Below are 14,338 nucleotides of genomic sequence, written 5' to 3'. Positions count from 1 at the left end.
TTTGATCATTTTACTAAAACAAGACATATTCAAAGTCTAGAAAGGTCTTGTAAGTTTCATCATAAAAAAAGAGAATCGTTAACTGATTCTCTTCACAATAAAAAATATAAATATGTTAACTCTTAAAGCTTAAAGCTTAACGCTCTTGATTGTTGTCCAACCACTATATACTTTAGTAGTTCCAACTGTTCGATACGTTCTTACTTTATAGTAGTATGTCTTTCCTTTTGTTAAACCGCTATTTGTATAAGACGTTGAAGTTGTACTTTTTACTAAACTATATGATCCAGTGCTTGATGTAGATCTGTAAATTTCATAACCGCTTGCTCCACTCACAGAACTCCATGATATTTTTGCACTAGTTGAATTTACTTTTGCCACATTGAAATTAGTTGGAACTGATGGAATTGGTTTTGCGCTTACTACTGTTGAATAATTTCCATAGACTTTCTTACTTCCAACAATTCTGTAAGATTTAACTTTGTAATAATAAGTTTTATTTGTAGTAAGCCCTGTATTATTAAAGCTTGTAGAAGAAGTTGTACCAGCAAGTGAATATGTTCCCGTGCTTGACGTTGATCGGTAAACTTCATATCCACTAGCTCCACTTACAGCTGCCCAAGTCGTTTTCACACTATTGTATGAAGATGAAACTGCTTTTACGGATGTTGGTGTAGACAGGACCGGTTTTGCTGATACTGCCTTACTATAATCACTATATTGTGTAGGTGTTCCTGTTTTATAAGACTTAATCTTATAATAATAAGTTGTACCTGTATTTAAAGATGTATTAGTATACGAAGTACTTGAAGTAGTTGCTATTTTCGTAAACGTACCTGTACTGGAAGTAGAACGATAAATTTCATAACCTGACACATCCTCAGCTTTTGTCCAGCTTAATTTAATACTATTATATGAACTAGCTGCTGCCTTTACGTTGGTTGGTGAAAGTATAGGCTCTACATAATTTGGATCAGTTGAAAACCATCCGTATTTAGTTTGATCTGCACGAGAATCATACCCCATCCCGATTCGAATAATTGGATAGCCAACTGTTTTTTTCACTAATATACCGTAATAAACTTCAGATTCAGCACCTGGATATAACTCTACATCGTCTTCACTTAAACCTTCTAACTGGTCTGAAAATGCAGCTGTATCAATTGGGTTAACTTTTTGACCAGACTTTGTATAAAAACTATCGTAACTATTAACCACATCATAAGCGTATAAAGGTTCTTCTGGTCCTGAGACATATTTTAAATTAAATCCCATCACAATCCATTCTTCATCTTCAGCTGGTTTTGTATTATACATATTTTCATTTTCTACAATTTCATTTGCTTCTTCACCTGTATACATATCGAATAATTGCAATTCCACTTCTTTAGGAGTATCCCATTCATATTCTTGAAGTAAAAAATTATAATTAAACCATGCACTATATGGAGTGCTACGATCTCCTATTTCAGCAAAAGCTGATTTTGAATTAAATGAAAACATAATTATAAATGTTAAAAATAAGTACATAAAACTTCCTTTTTTCATGATTTACCTCCTAAAATCTTTCATTTTATTGAACTACCACTTACAGAAACGCTCTACTATTTATACCTCCTACATTTGATGACTTTATTATATAAAGTGAGGTGTTCAAAAAATTGAACATCAAAAAAGAGAATCATAAAGATGATTCTCAGATTGTTCGCATATGATAATAGTTTGATATCTTTAATTGAAATCGTCACAAATGGTCTTATTTAGATTTATTACTATTGTAATCGATTATTAGACTTTCATTAAACAAGCCTAAAGTCTTTCTAATTGTCGAAAAATAAATGTGTATTGAAGCCCATGGTTATGCCTGATTTTTTATAGTAGCATTAGAGACCTCAGTGTTCTTAATAATAAACAAGGAGTGGTTTAGTGCTTAATAAAAAAATCTTATCATTGGTTACATTAGGATTATTAGTTTCACCATTGTCTTTAGGAACTGTTAAGGCAGAGGGAAAAGGAAACGAATTATCAAAGAAGATGATTGAACATCAAGTTAAAAAGCCTCTTCCAAAAGGAATCCTAGATTTTCATACGTTTAATCAGCTTGGAAAAGAAGTAAACTATGCTCGATCCTTTTCAGTAAAAAGCTTTAATAAAATGGGAACTATGAATAAAGGTAATGTCACTAGTGCAGATGATGATTTTATTTATGAGACGGAATACAATGATGAGTTTGATTATGCAGACAATACATCATATCAGAAAATCTTGATTGGGCAGTTACTACCTTTGTATGATTTAGATTTACATAAAGTAGTCGTACCGACTGATGGACTTTTATATGTTGCTGGGGCAACTAACTCTATTAATATTGATTTATTATTTGCAGCTGTAGAAAAGGATTTTGTTGAGAGTAAAAAATTAGTATACTTAGGTTCGGAATATGACGATGACGGGACTGAGTACCAAGCATATAAAGCAAAAGCTGGTACTTATTATGTAGGAGTTATGGATTATGATAATGCAGACGATATTGACAATAATACAGAAGATGACTTATATGCTATCGCGACTGGTTTCGAGGACAATGTTGCTCCAAATAAACCGATCATAAATAAAGTGGATAATAATGATGTAGTTGTTACAGGTAAAGCAGAAGCTAACTCTACTATAAGTGTAAAAGTAGGAAGTACTCAAATCGGTACTGCTAAAGCATCATCAAAAGGAACTTATTCTGTAACAATTAAAACACAAAAAGCAGGAGTTACTTTAAGTGTTTATGCAAAAGATTCTGCAGGTAATACAAGTGCAGCAGCAACTACAAAAGTTGTTGATGTTATCGCACCAGCTAAGCCTATAGTAAATAAAGTGGATAATAATGACAAAGTTGTAACTGGTAAAGCTGAGGCTAATTCTACTGTTACTGTTAAAAGAGGTTCTACAGTACTGGGAACTGCAAAAGCTAATTCTTCTGGAAACTATTCGCTTCCTATTGCCATTCAAAGTGCAGGAACAAAGCTGACTGTAACCGCTAAAGATGCTGCTGGGAATGTAAGTGCAGCAACAACTGTCACCGTTGTAGATGTTATTGCACCAGCTAAGCCAAAGGTTAATAGAGTGGATGATAACGATTTGAAAGTAACTGGAAAAGCTGAAGCCAACTCAACCGTAACCGTGAGAGTTGGAAGTACAGTCTTAGGTACTGCCAAAGCTGATTCAAAAGGAAACTTTACTGTTAAGATCAAAGCACAGAAAAAAGGAACCATTATTGCTGTAACTGCAAAGGATGCTGCCGGAAATACTAGTCAAGCTACTACAGTAAAAGTTGTAAAGCATTAATCTAGACATTGAGCCAAGGATTGATTCCTTGGTTTTTGTTTTTTTAAAAAACCAGACAATCAGATTTCCCTTATTCTTTCTTTTTTAAAAGCAAAATAAATACTAATTAAATATTAATCGAATCCCATAAACAAAAAAATGAAATAAGTAATCCCCAATATGCACACCATCACCCCATTTTTAAATTGAATTTTTGGATAAATACTCATCAATACTTTCCCTATAATTTTCATGGAATTCAAATAAATAATTAAGTTGATCTACATTAAAAATATAGATCACTCTTTTATCTTTCGTTTGATATTCTCTTATTTTTATATTGTTTAGAATTTTAGTTCTGACCTTTTTCCCACCTTCGTAATCTAAACTATTTGATAAGTGAATACTTATATGAATTTTATTTGAAAGATGCACTTCAACATGTGGTGAGAGGAATCCATTATCTATTAGATATACATTTTTCAATTCAAATTCAGTAGGAATAAGAATTGTTTGGTTACTATTTAATTCTTTACTTATTTCATTTTTCTCTATATTAATCTTTGTATCTGGGGTTGGTAGGAAAAACAGTATATATAAAATTATTAAACCGATCCCCACAATTGAAATAAAAGAAAAGAAAATTACCCTTAGCATCATTCTCAAACCTCAATTCATTTTTAGTAAAAGATAACTTCTCTTGTGAAAATAGTAACATATTTAAATACATTTTAATTAAAGTAATTTTGAAGTTAATATGAAGGTTTTATTAGGAAGCAATCCCTTTTCCACGTGGAAAGCATCAAACAAACAGGAGATGGTCTCTAGTTTGTACGGATTCGCGATTTTGAAACAGCATTGTTCCAAGAATTACAACGTCACAAGAATGACAATCCCCTAAACTTTTAAAAGATGTATTGTATCCAAGATGTAACTACAGTAAACTGAAATAAGTCAGATAGAATTTTCTGAAAACAAGGAGATACAACATGAAATACACCTACAACTATGACCAACAAGACGTGATGACGTTTAATCTCGATTTGTACGCGACCAATCGCAAAACAAGCCAGTACTGGGAGAATCTGATCGCATCAGTCATAAATTATGTTGCTTTGCTATTTTTGTATGCGTATGTATTCGGTGAAAATATCAAAGAAAACCTCGTTTGGATCGGTCTTTTCACCTTGGTATATTTTTGTTACCTACCATTCAATCATAGGTATGGACTAAAACAAAGTGTAAAAAGCTTCGTTAATAACCCACTTAATGAGCGATCGTTCGGGGAAACTACTGTTTCGCTCGATGAGAACGGAATCTATGAAATCACACCTGTGGAAGAAACTAAGATTAAATGGGAGAACGTCAATGAGGTACGTGAAGGAGCCGAACATTTCTATTTCTATTACTTAAGCAACCGTTGCATCAGCTTGCCGAAACGAGCGGTAAACGACAAAGACGAGATTTTCGCTTTGCTCACCGAAAAAAGCGTGCCGCACCACAAACTTTGAACCGAATCCATAAACGATTGAAAATTTTTCTTTCCATAGCCTATTTAAAATTTTGTTTATTAAGCCTTGAGAAAACATACTGCCGAAATTAAACAGTATGTTTTTTTACGTTATGAAAAAAGAGTATCCCCTGAAAGATACTCTTTTGATAAAAATTTATTGTTGTAAATTCATACTATACAACTTACTCATCTCTAATATTTGCTCCTGCACTTTCTCAATTACTGATGTCGGACTTAACACCTGAGCATCTCTACCCCATGTTAAAATCCAAGTAATCAACCCATCACTAATCGCAGCTTTTGTAGTTAAAATGAAATGCTCCTCATCCACTTGCTGAATATCAGCCTTTAATCCAAATCGGTCAAGTACGACATTTAATAATCCTTTTTTGAACTTGATTTTTACGTAATCAGGTTCACCAGCGAACATATTGAAAACCGTACTTAAATATTCATCAACGTTAAAGCGTTCATCTTGAAATTTCTCTTCTGTTCTCTTAACTTTTCTCATTCGATCTACGCGGAAATGTCTTAGTTGATCATCAGGTAAACTTCTTGTAATTAAATAATAGTAGTCATTTGACCAAATTACTGCGAGTGGCTTTACTGCGTATACTTTTCCATCATGGCTTAATTCAAATTTTTTCTTAAAATTGTATCGACCATATTGAAATGTAAGTAGTTTTTTCTCAGCAATGGCTTGATGAATTTGATCGATTGAGAAGTGAATTCGATTGCTTTCACTTTTAATGGCTGTGTCTGGGATAATGCCATTGTGGAGCTTTTTGGCTTCGTTTTCACTTGTAAGGTTTTTTAATTTATCAATGATCTTTTTTGTTTCTTGTTTGTTTAAAAATCTTGAAGCTGTAACAGCATCTACTAATAAGCGGAGTTCATGTAATTCAAACAGTCTTTCTTGGTGACTATATGTAGTTGCCTTACCATCTGAAGCGTTTTCAATTACGTCAAAACCAACATCCACTAATACCGATATATCTTTTAAAAATGTATTTTTACTATACGAAAAGTCCTCTTCTCCTGCTGCTAATCTCTTTTTTATTTCTTCAAAAGTAAATTCACGATCAATATCTGTTTTACTTTCTAGTAGTTTCATTAGTTTATAGAAACGTTCTCGGTTTTCCATGTAATCCTCCGTTTATTAGTAAAATTCATAAGATGTATTTTATATGTAACTTAATCTAATTTTAATATTAACATATTTAATTGGTAAATATTATGGTTAAAAAATACTAGTCTATTTTTACTAGAAAAGTACCCTACGTTAGCTTTTTTAGGTGCTTACTCAATAGGGTACTTTTTAAGATGGAGATGCTTTTTCGTCCTTATAAATTATAATAAATTCCCTTTCGGCTATTATTAAGTCTCTTGGAGATTTTAAATCTGTTAGTGAAATTTGGCGTATTTGGCTAATTGGGTGGTCTTCTTCAGAATTCCATGAAGCAAAAAACTCTATTACGCCACTCTCATTTACAGCCTCTTTAATGTATTCGTATAAAATTTTTAAACATTTTTCACCTTCTGGAGTGATCTGTTTTTCTCCTTTAAGTGGAACTTGTTGAGACATCATACATACTTGATGCTTATATTTGAAGTGTTTGGAGAAACTAAAAATCTTTTTTTCTTCTGAGTCATAATTTCTCTCCATATATAGATGTGTAAAATCTAGTTCATTGGCATAAACATTAGGAGAAATAGGATTATCACCAAATTTACCATCTTTCAATGGTATTGGTGAAGAAATAAAATGATACTGTGTCATAAATAGGCCTCCCTTTTCTAATTAACCGGTCCTCCATAGAAAGCGTGCGCATTTTGAATACGCTTTGCTGATGATAGTGATAATAAAATCAGCTAAAGCTTCACACTCTTAGCCTGATTTTTAGAGAAATACTACGAGTCTTTTTTAGGTTTTAACATCGATACAGATTTGCCCCTTATTAATATATACGCCTCCACCCATTTCACTGTAGTTGTAAGTGCCTGTATGTGAAAATTTTAACATAATAATTTATTGAAATTTATGGTATATATGGTAAATTATTGAATTTTTTTAATGAAATTTTACGAAATATTTCTCTTCTTCCTTTTTCTTTAAATTAACAGCAATTCCATTGATTTACATCGAACAATACTGTTTTTTTCTTTTATGTTTCTAGTGCAAAAGGACTCGTCCAAAAAGACTAAAAACGAAATAAACGTGATATGAAAATGTAAACAAGCATACACATAAAATATTGATTCCCAAATTTCTCCAAATTACATATTGAAAAATATTGGACAGGAGGTCAGCAATGATTGAATTTAAACATGTAAATAAGTTTTATGGTGATTTTCAAGTCTTGAAAGATATTAATCTCACAATCAATAAAGGTGAAGTTGTTGTAGTGATTGGGCCATCTGGTTCTGGTAAAAGTACTTTGTTGCGTTGTATCAATCACCTGGAAGCAATTAATGACGGGACACTTACAGTCAGTGGGATTTCTGTTGGGGATAAAAAAACAGATCTCAATAAGCTAAGACGCAATATTGGAATGGTTTTTCAGCATTTTTATTTATATCCGCACAAAACTGTGCTTGAAAATATCACTCTAGCTCCTATGAAAGCGCTGGGTCAATCTAGGGAAAAGGCTGATGAAACAGCCAAACATTTTCTTGAAAAGGTAGGCATTTTAGAGAAAGCGAAATCTTATCCTTCCCAGCTTTCTGGTGGTCAGCAACAGCGTGTAGCAATTGCTCGCGGGCTTGCGATGAAACCGGATATTATGCTTTTTGATGAACCTACTTCGGCACTTGATCCTGAAATGATTGGTGAAGTGCTTGATGTTATGAAGGCCCTTGCTAGAGAAGGCATGACGATGGTTGTCGTGACTCATGAAATGGGCTTTGCCAGAGAGGTTGCCGACCGAATCGTCTTTATGGATGAGGGTCGCATTTTAGAAGAAGCAACTCCGGCTGAGTTTTATGAGAACCCGCGTGAAGAACGGGCTCGATTATTCTTAAGTCGTATATTAAATCATTAATAGGAGGTAATGGAATGTTTCTAAAAAAATTCATGAAAATGGCATTAGTTTCAACTACGGCCGCCTTAGTTCTTGCAGGTTGTGGTGGTAAGGATGATTCTCAAAGCAAAGATGCTCTTTCACGCATTAAGGATGATAAGAAAATCGTATTTGGCGTGAAATATGACACTCGTTTATTTGGATTGAAGAACCCATCAACAGGTAAAGTAGAAGGATTTGATATTGACCTTTCAAAAGCACTTGCTAAAGAAATATTTGGCGATGATGTTAAACCTGAGTACATAGAGGTTACGTCAAAAACTAGGGTTGGTCTCTTAAATAATGGGAAAGTTGATGCGGTAGTCGCTACAATGACCATTAATGAAGAACGTAAAAAAGAAGTAGATTTTACGGATGTTTACTTTAATGCAGGACAATCATTGCTTGTTAAAAAAGGCAGTAAAGTTCATGGACTTGCTGACTTAAAAAAAGGGACAAAAGTGCTTGCTGTTAAAGGGTCTACTTCTGCTGTAAATATTCGCCAGAAAGCTCCTGATACAACAGTACTTGAATTCGAAAACTATGCAGAAGCTTTTACAGCCTTAAAAGCTGGTAAAGGTGATGCCTTAACGACTGATGATTCAATCCTTTATGGGATGAAAGAAGAAGATCCTTCATTCGAATTAGTAGGTGGAACTTTTACCAAAGAGCCTTATGGAATTGCTGTTAAAAAAGGCAATAAAGATCTTGTTGAAGCATTAAATAAAGCATTAAAAAACCTGAAAGCTTCAGGTAAATACGATGAAATTAAGAATAAATGGATTAAAAAATAATTATTGATGTTGGGAGCTGCAGAGTCCGTCATTTTACGGGCCTGCTTTTCCTAATCATTAGGAGGAAATCCTTTGATTGATTTCTCGATTCTAACAGAACATATGGAGTATTTTTTAGAAGGATTAAGAGTTACCATTTTAACTAGTTTAATCGCTTTATTATGTAGCTTTATTCTAGGAACAATCATTGCAGTTATGCGAATTTCTCCAATTAAACCACTTAACTGGTTAGGTTCAATTTATGTGGAATTTATCCGTAATATCCCAGTACTAGTGGTCGTATTTTTTACTTACTTAGCTGGAAGTTTTAGTGGAATAGTTGCAGGAACAATCGGATTGACCATCTATACAGCAGCTTTCATTTCCGAAGCAATCCGTGCCGGTATCCTCTCTGTTCCAAAAGGACAAATGGAAGCCGCTCGTTCGACAGGATTGAGTTACGGACAGGCAATGAGATTAATTATTCTCCCCCAAGCGATCAAAATCGTCATCCCTCCTCTTGGTAATCAATTTCTAAATTTAGTAAAAAATTCATCATTGTTAGCAGTCGTAGCTGGTGGAGATTTAATGTATCAAGGTGATCTAATATCTGCAATGACTTACGTAACTTTTGATACTTATATTTTCGTAGCCTTATTTTACTTAGTCTTAACGATTCCTTTAAGTATTGGTGTAGGCTATTTAGAAAAACGCTTGGCTAGAAGTAATTAAGGAGGTGGATGAATGGATTTTCTGCAGCCGTTCGCTGATGTATACACACTAGATCATATCAAGTTTTTGTTAGAAGGATTTTGGGTCACTCTTAAAGTAGCTGCCATTTCAATTGTACTAAGTTTCATTATTGGAGGACTTATTGGTACGCTTAGATATACGAAAATTCCTGTTGTTACTCAATTACTTACCGCGATTGTTGAGACGATTCGAAACCTGCCTTTGTTGCTTATTATTTTCTTTACGTATTTTGCCCTACCAGAAATCGGGATTGAAATGAAAATAACGACAGCTGCCATTGTAGCACTGACAGTATTTGAATCAGCTATGATTTCGGAGATTATTCGAAGTGGATTAAACTCGATCGAAAAAGGACAGATTGAAGCAGCTCGTGCGTCCGGCCTCAATTACACTCAGACATTACTTTATATTGTCTTGCCTCAAGCATTGAGACGAATGGTTCCGCCGCTTGTTAGTCAGTTTATTTCATTACTGAAAGATACATCGTTAGCTGTTGTTATTGCATTGCCTGATTTATTGCATAATGGACAGATTATTTATGCGCAGAAGGAGTCTTATGTGATCCCTGTTATGGTGATGGTTTCGTTGATGTATTTTGTTGTTAATTATGTTTTGTCGTTGGTTGCGCGTAGATTGGAAATAAAGCAGTCTTGAGAAATCTGGTTCATTTATTGGGCCGGATTTCTTATTGTAAAAATAAAAGAAATGAAAAATACCCCCTTATTAATGAATCTTACAAGGAGGATTTTATCTTCAAGATTTTATCAATTACATTCTTCCAATTAATACGATTATAAATGCTCCTAATCCTAAAGATATAAGTAATAGTATACTTGAAATAATTATAATATATTTTTGTTTTCTCATTAAACCAATAACTAAAGAAAATAATGAAAAAAGAAATAAAAAAATTATAAAAATCGAAATGGGCATAATATCTCTCCTTAATTTAATTTTTAGTTAGAATAATTTGAAATACTCTCTCTTTATACATTATGAAAGTCAATTTTACATTTCTCTCTTTATCAGGATACGTTATGGTTTCTCCTATTTCTTCAAACAAGTGAATGTAGTTATTACGGTACTTATCTATAATAGTAGATATATCATCTCCTTTTCCGATACCTTTATTAGTTTTTAGTTTAGAATCTTCAGAAAAAATACTATTAAATCTATTGTTTTTAGTCCCTATATATAATTTCTTAAATTGATAGTTTCTATCATTTTCAACTGAAAGTATTACTACTATATCTGTGTGTTTAACTGTTCTACCATATTTACTTTTTAGCTCTTCCAGTAGTTCAGGTGTAACTTGTTTATCAATCATAATTTCATTCATTCCTTCATTTTTTATTGAAGTACTTTCTAGAAGTCTATTTTTTACTAAAATAGTAGTACGCTCAACAATGAAAAAACCTATTAATAGCAATACAATAATTCCTAATAGTGCAGTAATATACTGCCAGGGAAGAATTTTAAAAAAGAAATTCCCCAGAATAAGTAATAAAATTAAAACTAAGACTTTTAATATCATTATTATTCCTCTTCACTTTTATGAAATGTAGGGTTGTTTCTTTTAAAGTTTTAATAATATCTATTCATCTTGTGATAGATGATTTAATGAATCAATTTTTAGTTTTTCTAAATTAATTGGATTTTCACTATTAGCATCAATCAACCATTGATAAACAGGAATCCTATTCATATCATTTTCCCAACTCTTCTCATAGAGTTTAAAAACCTCATTTGCAAAAAAAAAATCTACTTTAAGATTTACACTTGGTTTAAACTCAATAAACGTTTCTGCAAGTTCTATTAATGCATCTATTTTTTCCTCAGTTATACTATCAAAAGTATAAATTCTCGCAAAATTAAGATTTCGATCATCATCCCAGTCTTTTAAAAATACAGGATGTAAATCTCTAAAATCATTAGGTGTACCTGGACGATTAACATCTTCTATTACCATATAACCAATTAAACTTCTAGCCCCTTTTGTATCTTATTTATAGCGAGAATCATATGATTTTTACAATTTAGCTCTAATTGAAGAAAATAACAATTTTTCTCCAAAAGTCTCACTCCTTTTTAGTAAGAAATTAAATAATAAGTAAAATTTACTAACTTGTGAAAATATTAACATACTAAGTTTTGTTAAACTCATTGTAAATGTGATAAAAATTTGAAGAATTCGAAAATAAAAAATACAGTCTTCAAAATTTGAAGACTGCATTAGTACTTTAATATGTATGGTGATACTATCTTTCACACGCTATTTTATCATTATCTCGATCCATTTTTTGGTTAGCGTCATATAGAGCTTTTGATACATAAGGTTTATATTTAGTTTTACCTCCTTTATTTTTAACGGTTGAACTACGGGCAACTCCACCCTTGTAAGTTTCGTGCATTTCAGTACAGTTTTTAAAATATTTCACAGCTGCACTAGCATTGTCAGTTGAAATAATTGAATAACTTTGAATAAGTCCAATTGTAAGAATACCAATAGCAAGTTTTTTCATCTTTAATAACTCCTATCTATTTTTTTGTAACAAATGCTACATAATTTATAAAATTTACATTAAATAAATATGTTTAATAGTTTGCTAAGAAACAAAGATGTATTTCACATTTATCTAAATCTATTTATCATTTTAACATAGAATATCTTATTATTTTAGTAAAAATGAACCAGATTTTTTTAAGGATTATTTACTAACTTTAATAAACCTACTCAAGAATCGAGTAGGTCTTTCATTTATTCTCATTTTATAACAATGGTAAAACTTTCATATTTTTGTAATATTTTAGTAAAAAATAAAGATTACACTCTGTTAACATTATTATATAGAGATACTAATTGAGAAATATTTTTATTGATTAATTGAAAAGTAATCCTCAAGTGGTCTTATCTCTATATAAAATTTCAGTTGAAAGGTTAAGGTGGTTTCTGTATGCAGAAAAAATTTATTTCAAGAAAGAAAGAATGGTATTTTTTGGTAATCACATTATTAGCGTTGGTGATAACATCTATCCCCATTAAATCTAATGCTGAAAATGTAGATTCGAAAAACACTTTAATTAAAGTGTTATTTAGACAAACTTATAAAGTTGATTGGAACGAGGTTTCTGAAAAAGAAAAAAATAATACAATTAATTTAATTTCTAATGGCGATACTGGTTGGAGCTACAATCCAGATGAAGATATTTTTGAGCGTTTTGTTACACAGGAAAATGTTGAAGTTTCACTAGAAAATAGCGAAGAGTCGAAAACTGCAAATAACAATGGAGAAGTAGTTTTAAATGGTGATGGTAAAAAATTAGTAAACATTTCAGTAGAAGGAATAGATGATGATTTAAGCCAAATTGTTGATTTTTCTCAAAATGAAGTAAGCATTATTAAAGAAATGGATATTTCTCAAATATTAAAGGATTCAGAAAAAGACAAATATACTGAAGAGCCTACCACAAAATTGAGTTCAAGAGCTACTTCAACAGATCCCCATTGGGAAATAGGAGAACAAGGACACTACGGTGATCGATTACATTGCAATCGTTTTAATGGACCTTTAGGAAATGGAAAATACTATCCAAATCATTATCCAGTAGCAGCAATTAATTTTATTATGAGTGACTGTGATTATTCTCTAGGTCGAAGTACAAGATGTTTAGCTGATTATACATCGAATAAATATTGTGCTGCCAGCCCAAGTTCAAAACAAGGAAAATGTTCGACTTTTATCGGTCATTACAATAGATTCCATAAACATTAAAAAGGAGAAATTGTTATTAAAAAGCATTTAAAACTAATACTATCTGTTTTACTTTTGATAAGTTTAGTATTCAATATTGAGTTTATAAAAATAATAACTCCAAAAACAGTCTTATCGATAGATAATAAACCAATCATTAATGAACAAGAATTGTTAAAATCGTTAGAAAAAAAATATAAAATTCACGAATTAAATAATCAAGCAAATTCATATATCATTGAAAAAGAAGCAAATAAATATAACTTATCATCGCCAAGTAAAATAGAATTAATAAAGCTAAATAAAAAATTCCCTGAAATGAACATAAATAAATCGAATAAACAACCATATTATGTGTATCATTTATTTAATCTAAAAAATAATGATTCTATAATAAAAAAATATTTTAAAGATAATTACCAATTAGAGGCTCCAAAGATGTATCAAGTACTTTCTTATCAAACAATTAATCATAATTTAGCCACAAAATTGCAAAATGATTTAGAATCTGGAAAAAACGCAATAATTATTGAAAAAGAACACAAAATTAATTTTGAAAAAACTTATACTGTCCATTTAGATTTTCTTCAACCAAGTTCCTCAAATGATAAGTCAAATATTATAGTTGATGATTCAAATATTGGCAAAGTGGTACATCAAATGAATGATGATGGAATGACAATTATATATGTATCCAAAATTGTGGATTACGCTCAAAAACCAAAATTATTTAGAGACATGTATTTTGCTAATAACTACCAAACTATTAAATCTAATTTAATTAATAAACTAAGTTCCAAATATGACATAGTAATCAAATAAAATAATCATTCACTCTTGAGTAATCTCACAGTATTGACAATAAATAGATATACCGTGTATGTAAGACATAATGTGTCGAGGTAAAAAATGAAAAAGTTTTTTATATTTATATCCCTAAGTATATTTTGATTTTATGGGGTGTAATAGTGAAAAAAATCTAAAAAGCACATCCTTAGATTTAATTTCAATAAATAATATAAAATATATGATAATATCAACGATGTAGATCTAAGTGGGTATGTTAAAAGTAATCGATTTTCAGAAGAGAATAACCACGAGTGGTTATTCTCTTTTTAGTGTAATAAGAACTACCTACTTGTCTTTTTACAATTTTTATTAATTTCAAAGTTT

15 protein-coding genes are annotated in these 14,338 nt (G+C 31.3%); 8 read left to right on the top strand and 7 right to left on the bottom strand.

Features of this window, described 5'->3' with window-relative positions:
* Window positions 1–129: 129 nt before the first annotated feature.
* Complete coding sequence (locus MY490_RS06730; protein ID WP_248268535.1) at window positions 130–1,548, bottom strand: fibronectin type III domain-containing protein; 1,419 nt, start codon at window positions 1,546–1,548, stop codon at window positions 130–132.
* A 378-nt stretch (window positions 1,549–1,926) separates the two neighbouring features.
* Here MY490_RS06730 and MY490_RS06725 point away from each other — a divergent pair, with 378 nt between their 5' ends.
* Window positions 1,927–3,336, top strand: a complete 1,410-nt coding sequence (locus MY490_RS06725) for an Ig-like domain-containing protein (RefSeq protein WP_248268534.1) — start codon at window positions 1,927–1,929, stop codon at window positions 3,334–3,336.
* A gap of 180 nt (window positions 3,337–3,516) precedes the next feature.
* Here the strand turns inward: MY490_RS06725 and MY490_RS06720 are convergent, their stop codons facing one another.
* On the bottom strand, window positions 3,517–3,975 hold the full coding sequence (locus tag MY490_RS06720; RefSeq protein WP_248268533.1) for a hypothetical protein: 459 nt from the start codon (window positions 3,973–3,975) through the stop codon (window positions 3,517–3,519).
* 329 nt (window positions 3,976–4,304) lie between these two features.
* Between MY490_RS06720 and MY490_RS06715 the strand changes: the two genes are divergently transcribed.
* Window positions 4,305–4,826 (top strand): YcxB family protein, encoded by a 522-nt coding sequence (locus MY490_RS06715; RefSeq protein WP_248268532.1) that lies wholly within the window; start codon window positions 4,305–4,307, stop codon window positions 4,824–4,826.
* Window positions 4,827–4,982: 156 nt separating this feature from the next.
* Here MY490_RS06715 and MY490_RS06710 read toward each other — a convergent pair whose 3' ends face one another.
* Entirely contained in the window at window positions 4,983–5,972 is a 990-nt protein-coding gene (locus tag MY490_RS06710; RefSeq protein ID WP_248268531.1) for a helix-turn-helix transcriptional regulator, read from the bottom strand.
* A 174-nt stretch (window positions 5,973–6,146) separates the two neighbouring features.
* A complete protein-coding gene (locus tag MY490_RS06705) occupies window positions 6,147–6,608 on the bottom strand; it encodes a hypothetical protein (RefSeq protein WP_248268530.1) in 462 nt (153 codons plus the stop codon).
* Window positions 6,609–7,140: 532 nt separating this feature from the next.
* On the opposite strand from MY490_RS06705, the gene MY490_RS06700 reads away from it, so the two are divergent.
* The 4 genes from MY490_RS06700 (at window position 7,141) to MY490_RS06685 (ending at window position 10,067) form a co-directional block, all read left to right on the top strand.
* Window positions 7,141–7,869: an amino acid ABC transporter ATP-binding protein gene (locus MY490_RS06700; RefSeq protein ID WP_248268529.1), complete on the top strand. Its 729-nt coding sequence runs from the start codon at window positions 7,141–7,143 to the stop codon at window positions 7,867–7,869.
* A 14-nt stretch (window positions 7,870–7,883) separates the two neighbouring features.
* Window positions 7,884–8,681 carry a transporter substrate-binding domain-containing protein gene (locus MY490_RS06695; RefSeq protein ID WP_248268528.1) on the top strand — a complete coding sequence of 266 codons (798 nt, stop codon included), beginning with the start codon at window positions 7,884–7,886 and terminating at the stop codon, window positions 8,679–8,681.
* Window positions 8,682–8,753: 72 nt separating this feature from the next.
* Window positions 8,754–9,392, top strand: coding sequence for an amino acid ABC transporter permease (locus tag MY490_RS06690; protein WP_248268527.1), 639 nt, complete (start codon window positions 8,754–8,756; stop codon window positions 9,390–9,392).
* Window positions 9,393–9,404: 12 nt separating this feature from the next.
* Window positions 9,405–10,067, top strand: a complete 663-nt coding sequence (locus MY490_RS06685) for an amino acid ABC transporter permease (protein WP_248268526.1) — start codon at window positions 9,405–9,407, stop codon at window positions 10,065–10,067.
* Between the two features lie 295 nt (window positions 10,068–10,362).
* Here the strand turns inward: MY490_RS06685 and MY490_RS06680 are convergent, their stop codons facing one another.
* From MY490_RS06680 to MY490_RS06670, 3 genes are all read right to left on the bottom strand, one after another.
* A complete protein-coding gene (locus MY490_RS06680; protein ID WP_248268525.1) occupies window positions 10,363–10,947 on the bottom strand; it encodes a hypothetical protein in 585 nt (194 codons plus the stop codon).
* Between the two features lie 60 nt (window positions 10,948–11,007).
* Window positions 11,008–11,382 (bottom strand): hypothetical protein, encoded by a 375-nt coding sequence (locus MY490_RS06675; protein WP_248268524.1) that lies wholly within the window; start codon window positions 11,380–11,382, stop codon window positions 11,008–11,010.
* A gap of 289 nt (window positions 11,383–11,671) precedes the next feature.
* On the bottom strand, window positions 11,672–11,935 hold the full coding sequence (locus tag MY490_RS06670) for an excalibur calcium-binding domain-containing protein (protein ID WP_248268523.1): 264 nt from the start codon (window positions 11,933–11,935) through the stop codon (window positions 11,672–11,674).
* A gap of 432 nt (window positions 11,936–12,367) precedes the next feature.
* Between MY490_RS06670 and MY490_RS06665 the strand changes: the two genes are divergently transcribed.
* Both MY490_RS06665 and MY490_RS06660 read left to right on the top strand, forming a co-directional pair.
* A complete protein-coding gene (locus MY490_RS06665; protein ID WP_248268522.1) occupies window positions 12,368–13,186 on the top strand; it encodes a hypothetical protein in 819 nt (272 codons plus the stop codon).
* Between the two features lie 54 nt (window positions 13,187–13,240).
* Window positions 13,241–13,987 (top strand): hypothetical protein, encoded by a 747-nt coding sequence (locus MY490_RS06660; protein WP_248268521.1) that lies wholly within the window; start codon window positions 13,241–13,243, stop codon window positions 13,985–13,987.
* Window positions 13,988–14,338: the final 351 nt, after the last annotated feature.

This window comes from Gottfriedia acidiceleris (assembly GCF_023115465.1).
Taxonomy (GTDB): Bacteria; Bacillota; Bacilli; order Bacillales; family Bacillaceae_G; genus Gottfriedia; species Gottfriedia acidiceleris_B.
The sequence above is the reverse complement of the archived record's forward strand: the minus strand, read 5'-3'. Positions and strand labels throughout refer to the sequence as shown.

Bases quoted from the DNA above. Each gene is read 5' to 3' on its own strand.
- MY490_RS06680 (WP_248268525.1), bottom strand. From the start codon at position 10,947: ATGATATTAAAAGTCTTAGTTTTAATTTTATTACTTATTCTGGGGAAT.
- MY490_RS06700 (WP_248268529.1), top strand. From the start codon at position 7,141: ATGATTGAATTTAAACATGTAAATAAGTTTTATGGTGATTTTCAAGTC.
- MY490_RS06720 (WP_248268533.1), bottom strand. From the start codon at position 3,975: ATGATGCTAAGGGTAATTTTCTTTTCTTTTATTTCAATTGTGGGGATC.
- MY490_RS06715 (WP_248268532.1), top strand. From the start codon at position 4,305: ATGAAATACACCTACAACTATGACCAACAAGACGTGATGACGTTTAAT.
- MY490_RS06710 (WP_248268531.1), bottom strand. From the start codon at position 5,972: ATGGAAAACCGAGAACGTTTCTATAAACTAATGAAACTACTAGAAAGT.
- MY490_RS06665 (WP_248268522.1), top strand. From the start codon at position 12,368: ATGCAGAAAAAATTTATTTCAAGAAAGAAAGAATGGTATTTTTTGGTA.
- MY490_RS06705 (WP_248268530.1), bottom strand. From the start codon at position 6,608: ATGACACAGTATCATTTTATTTCTTCACCAATACCATTGAAAGATGGT.
- MY490_RS06685 (WP_248268526.1), top strand. From the start codon at position 9,405: ATGGATTTTCTGCAGCCGTTCGCTGATGTATACACACTAGATCATATC.
- MY490_RS06675 (WP_248268524.1), bottom strand. From the start codon at position 11,382: ATGGTAATAGAAGATGTTAATCGTCCAGGTACACCTAATGATTTTAGA.
- MY490_RS06695 (WP_248268528.1), top strand. From the start codon at position 7,884: ATGTTTCTAAAAAAATTCATGAAAATGGCATTAGTTTCAACTACGGCC.
- MY490_RS06730 (WP_248268535.1), bottom strand. From the start codon at position 1,548: ATGAAAAAAGGAAGTTTTATGTACTTATTTTTAACATTTATAATTATG.
- MY490_RS06670 (WP_248268523.1), bottom strand. From the start codon at position 11,935: ATGAAAAAACTTGCTATTGGTATTCTTACAATTGGACTTATTCAAAGT.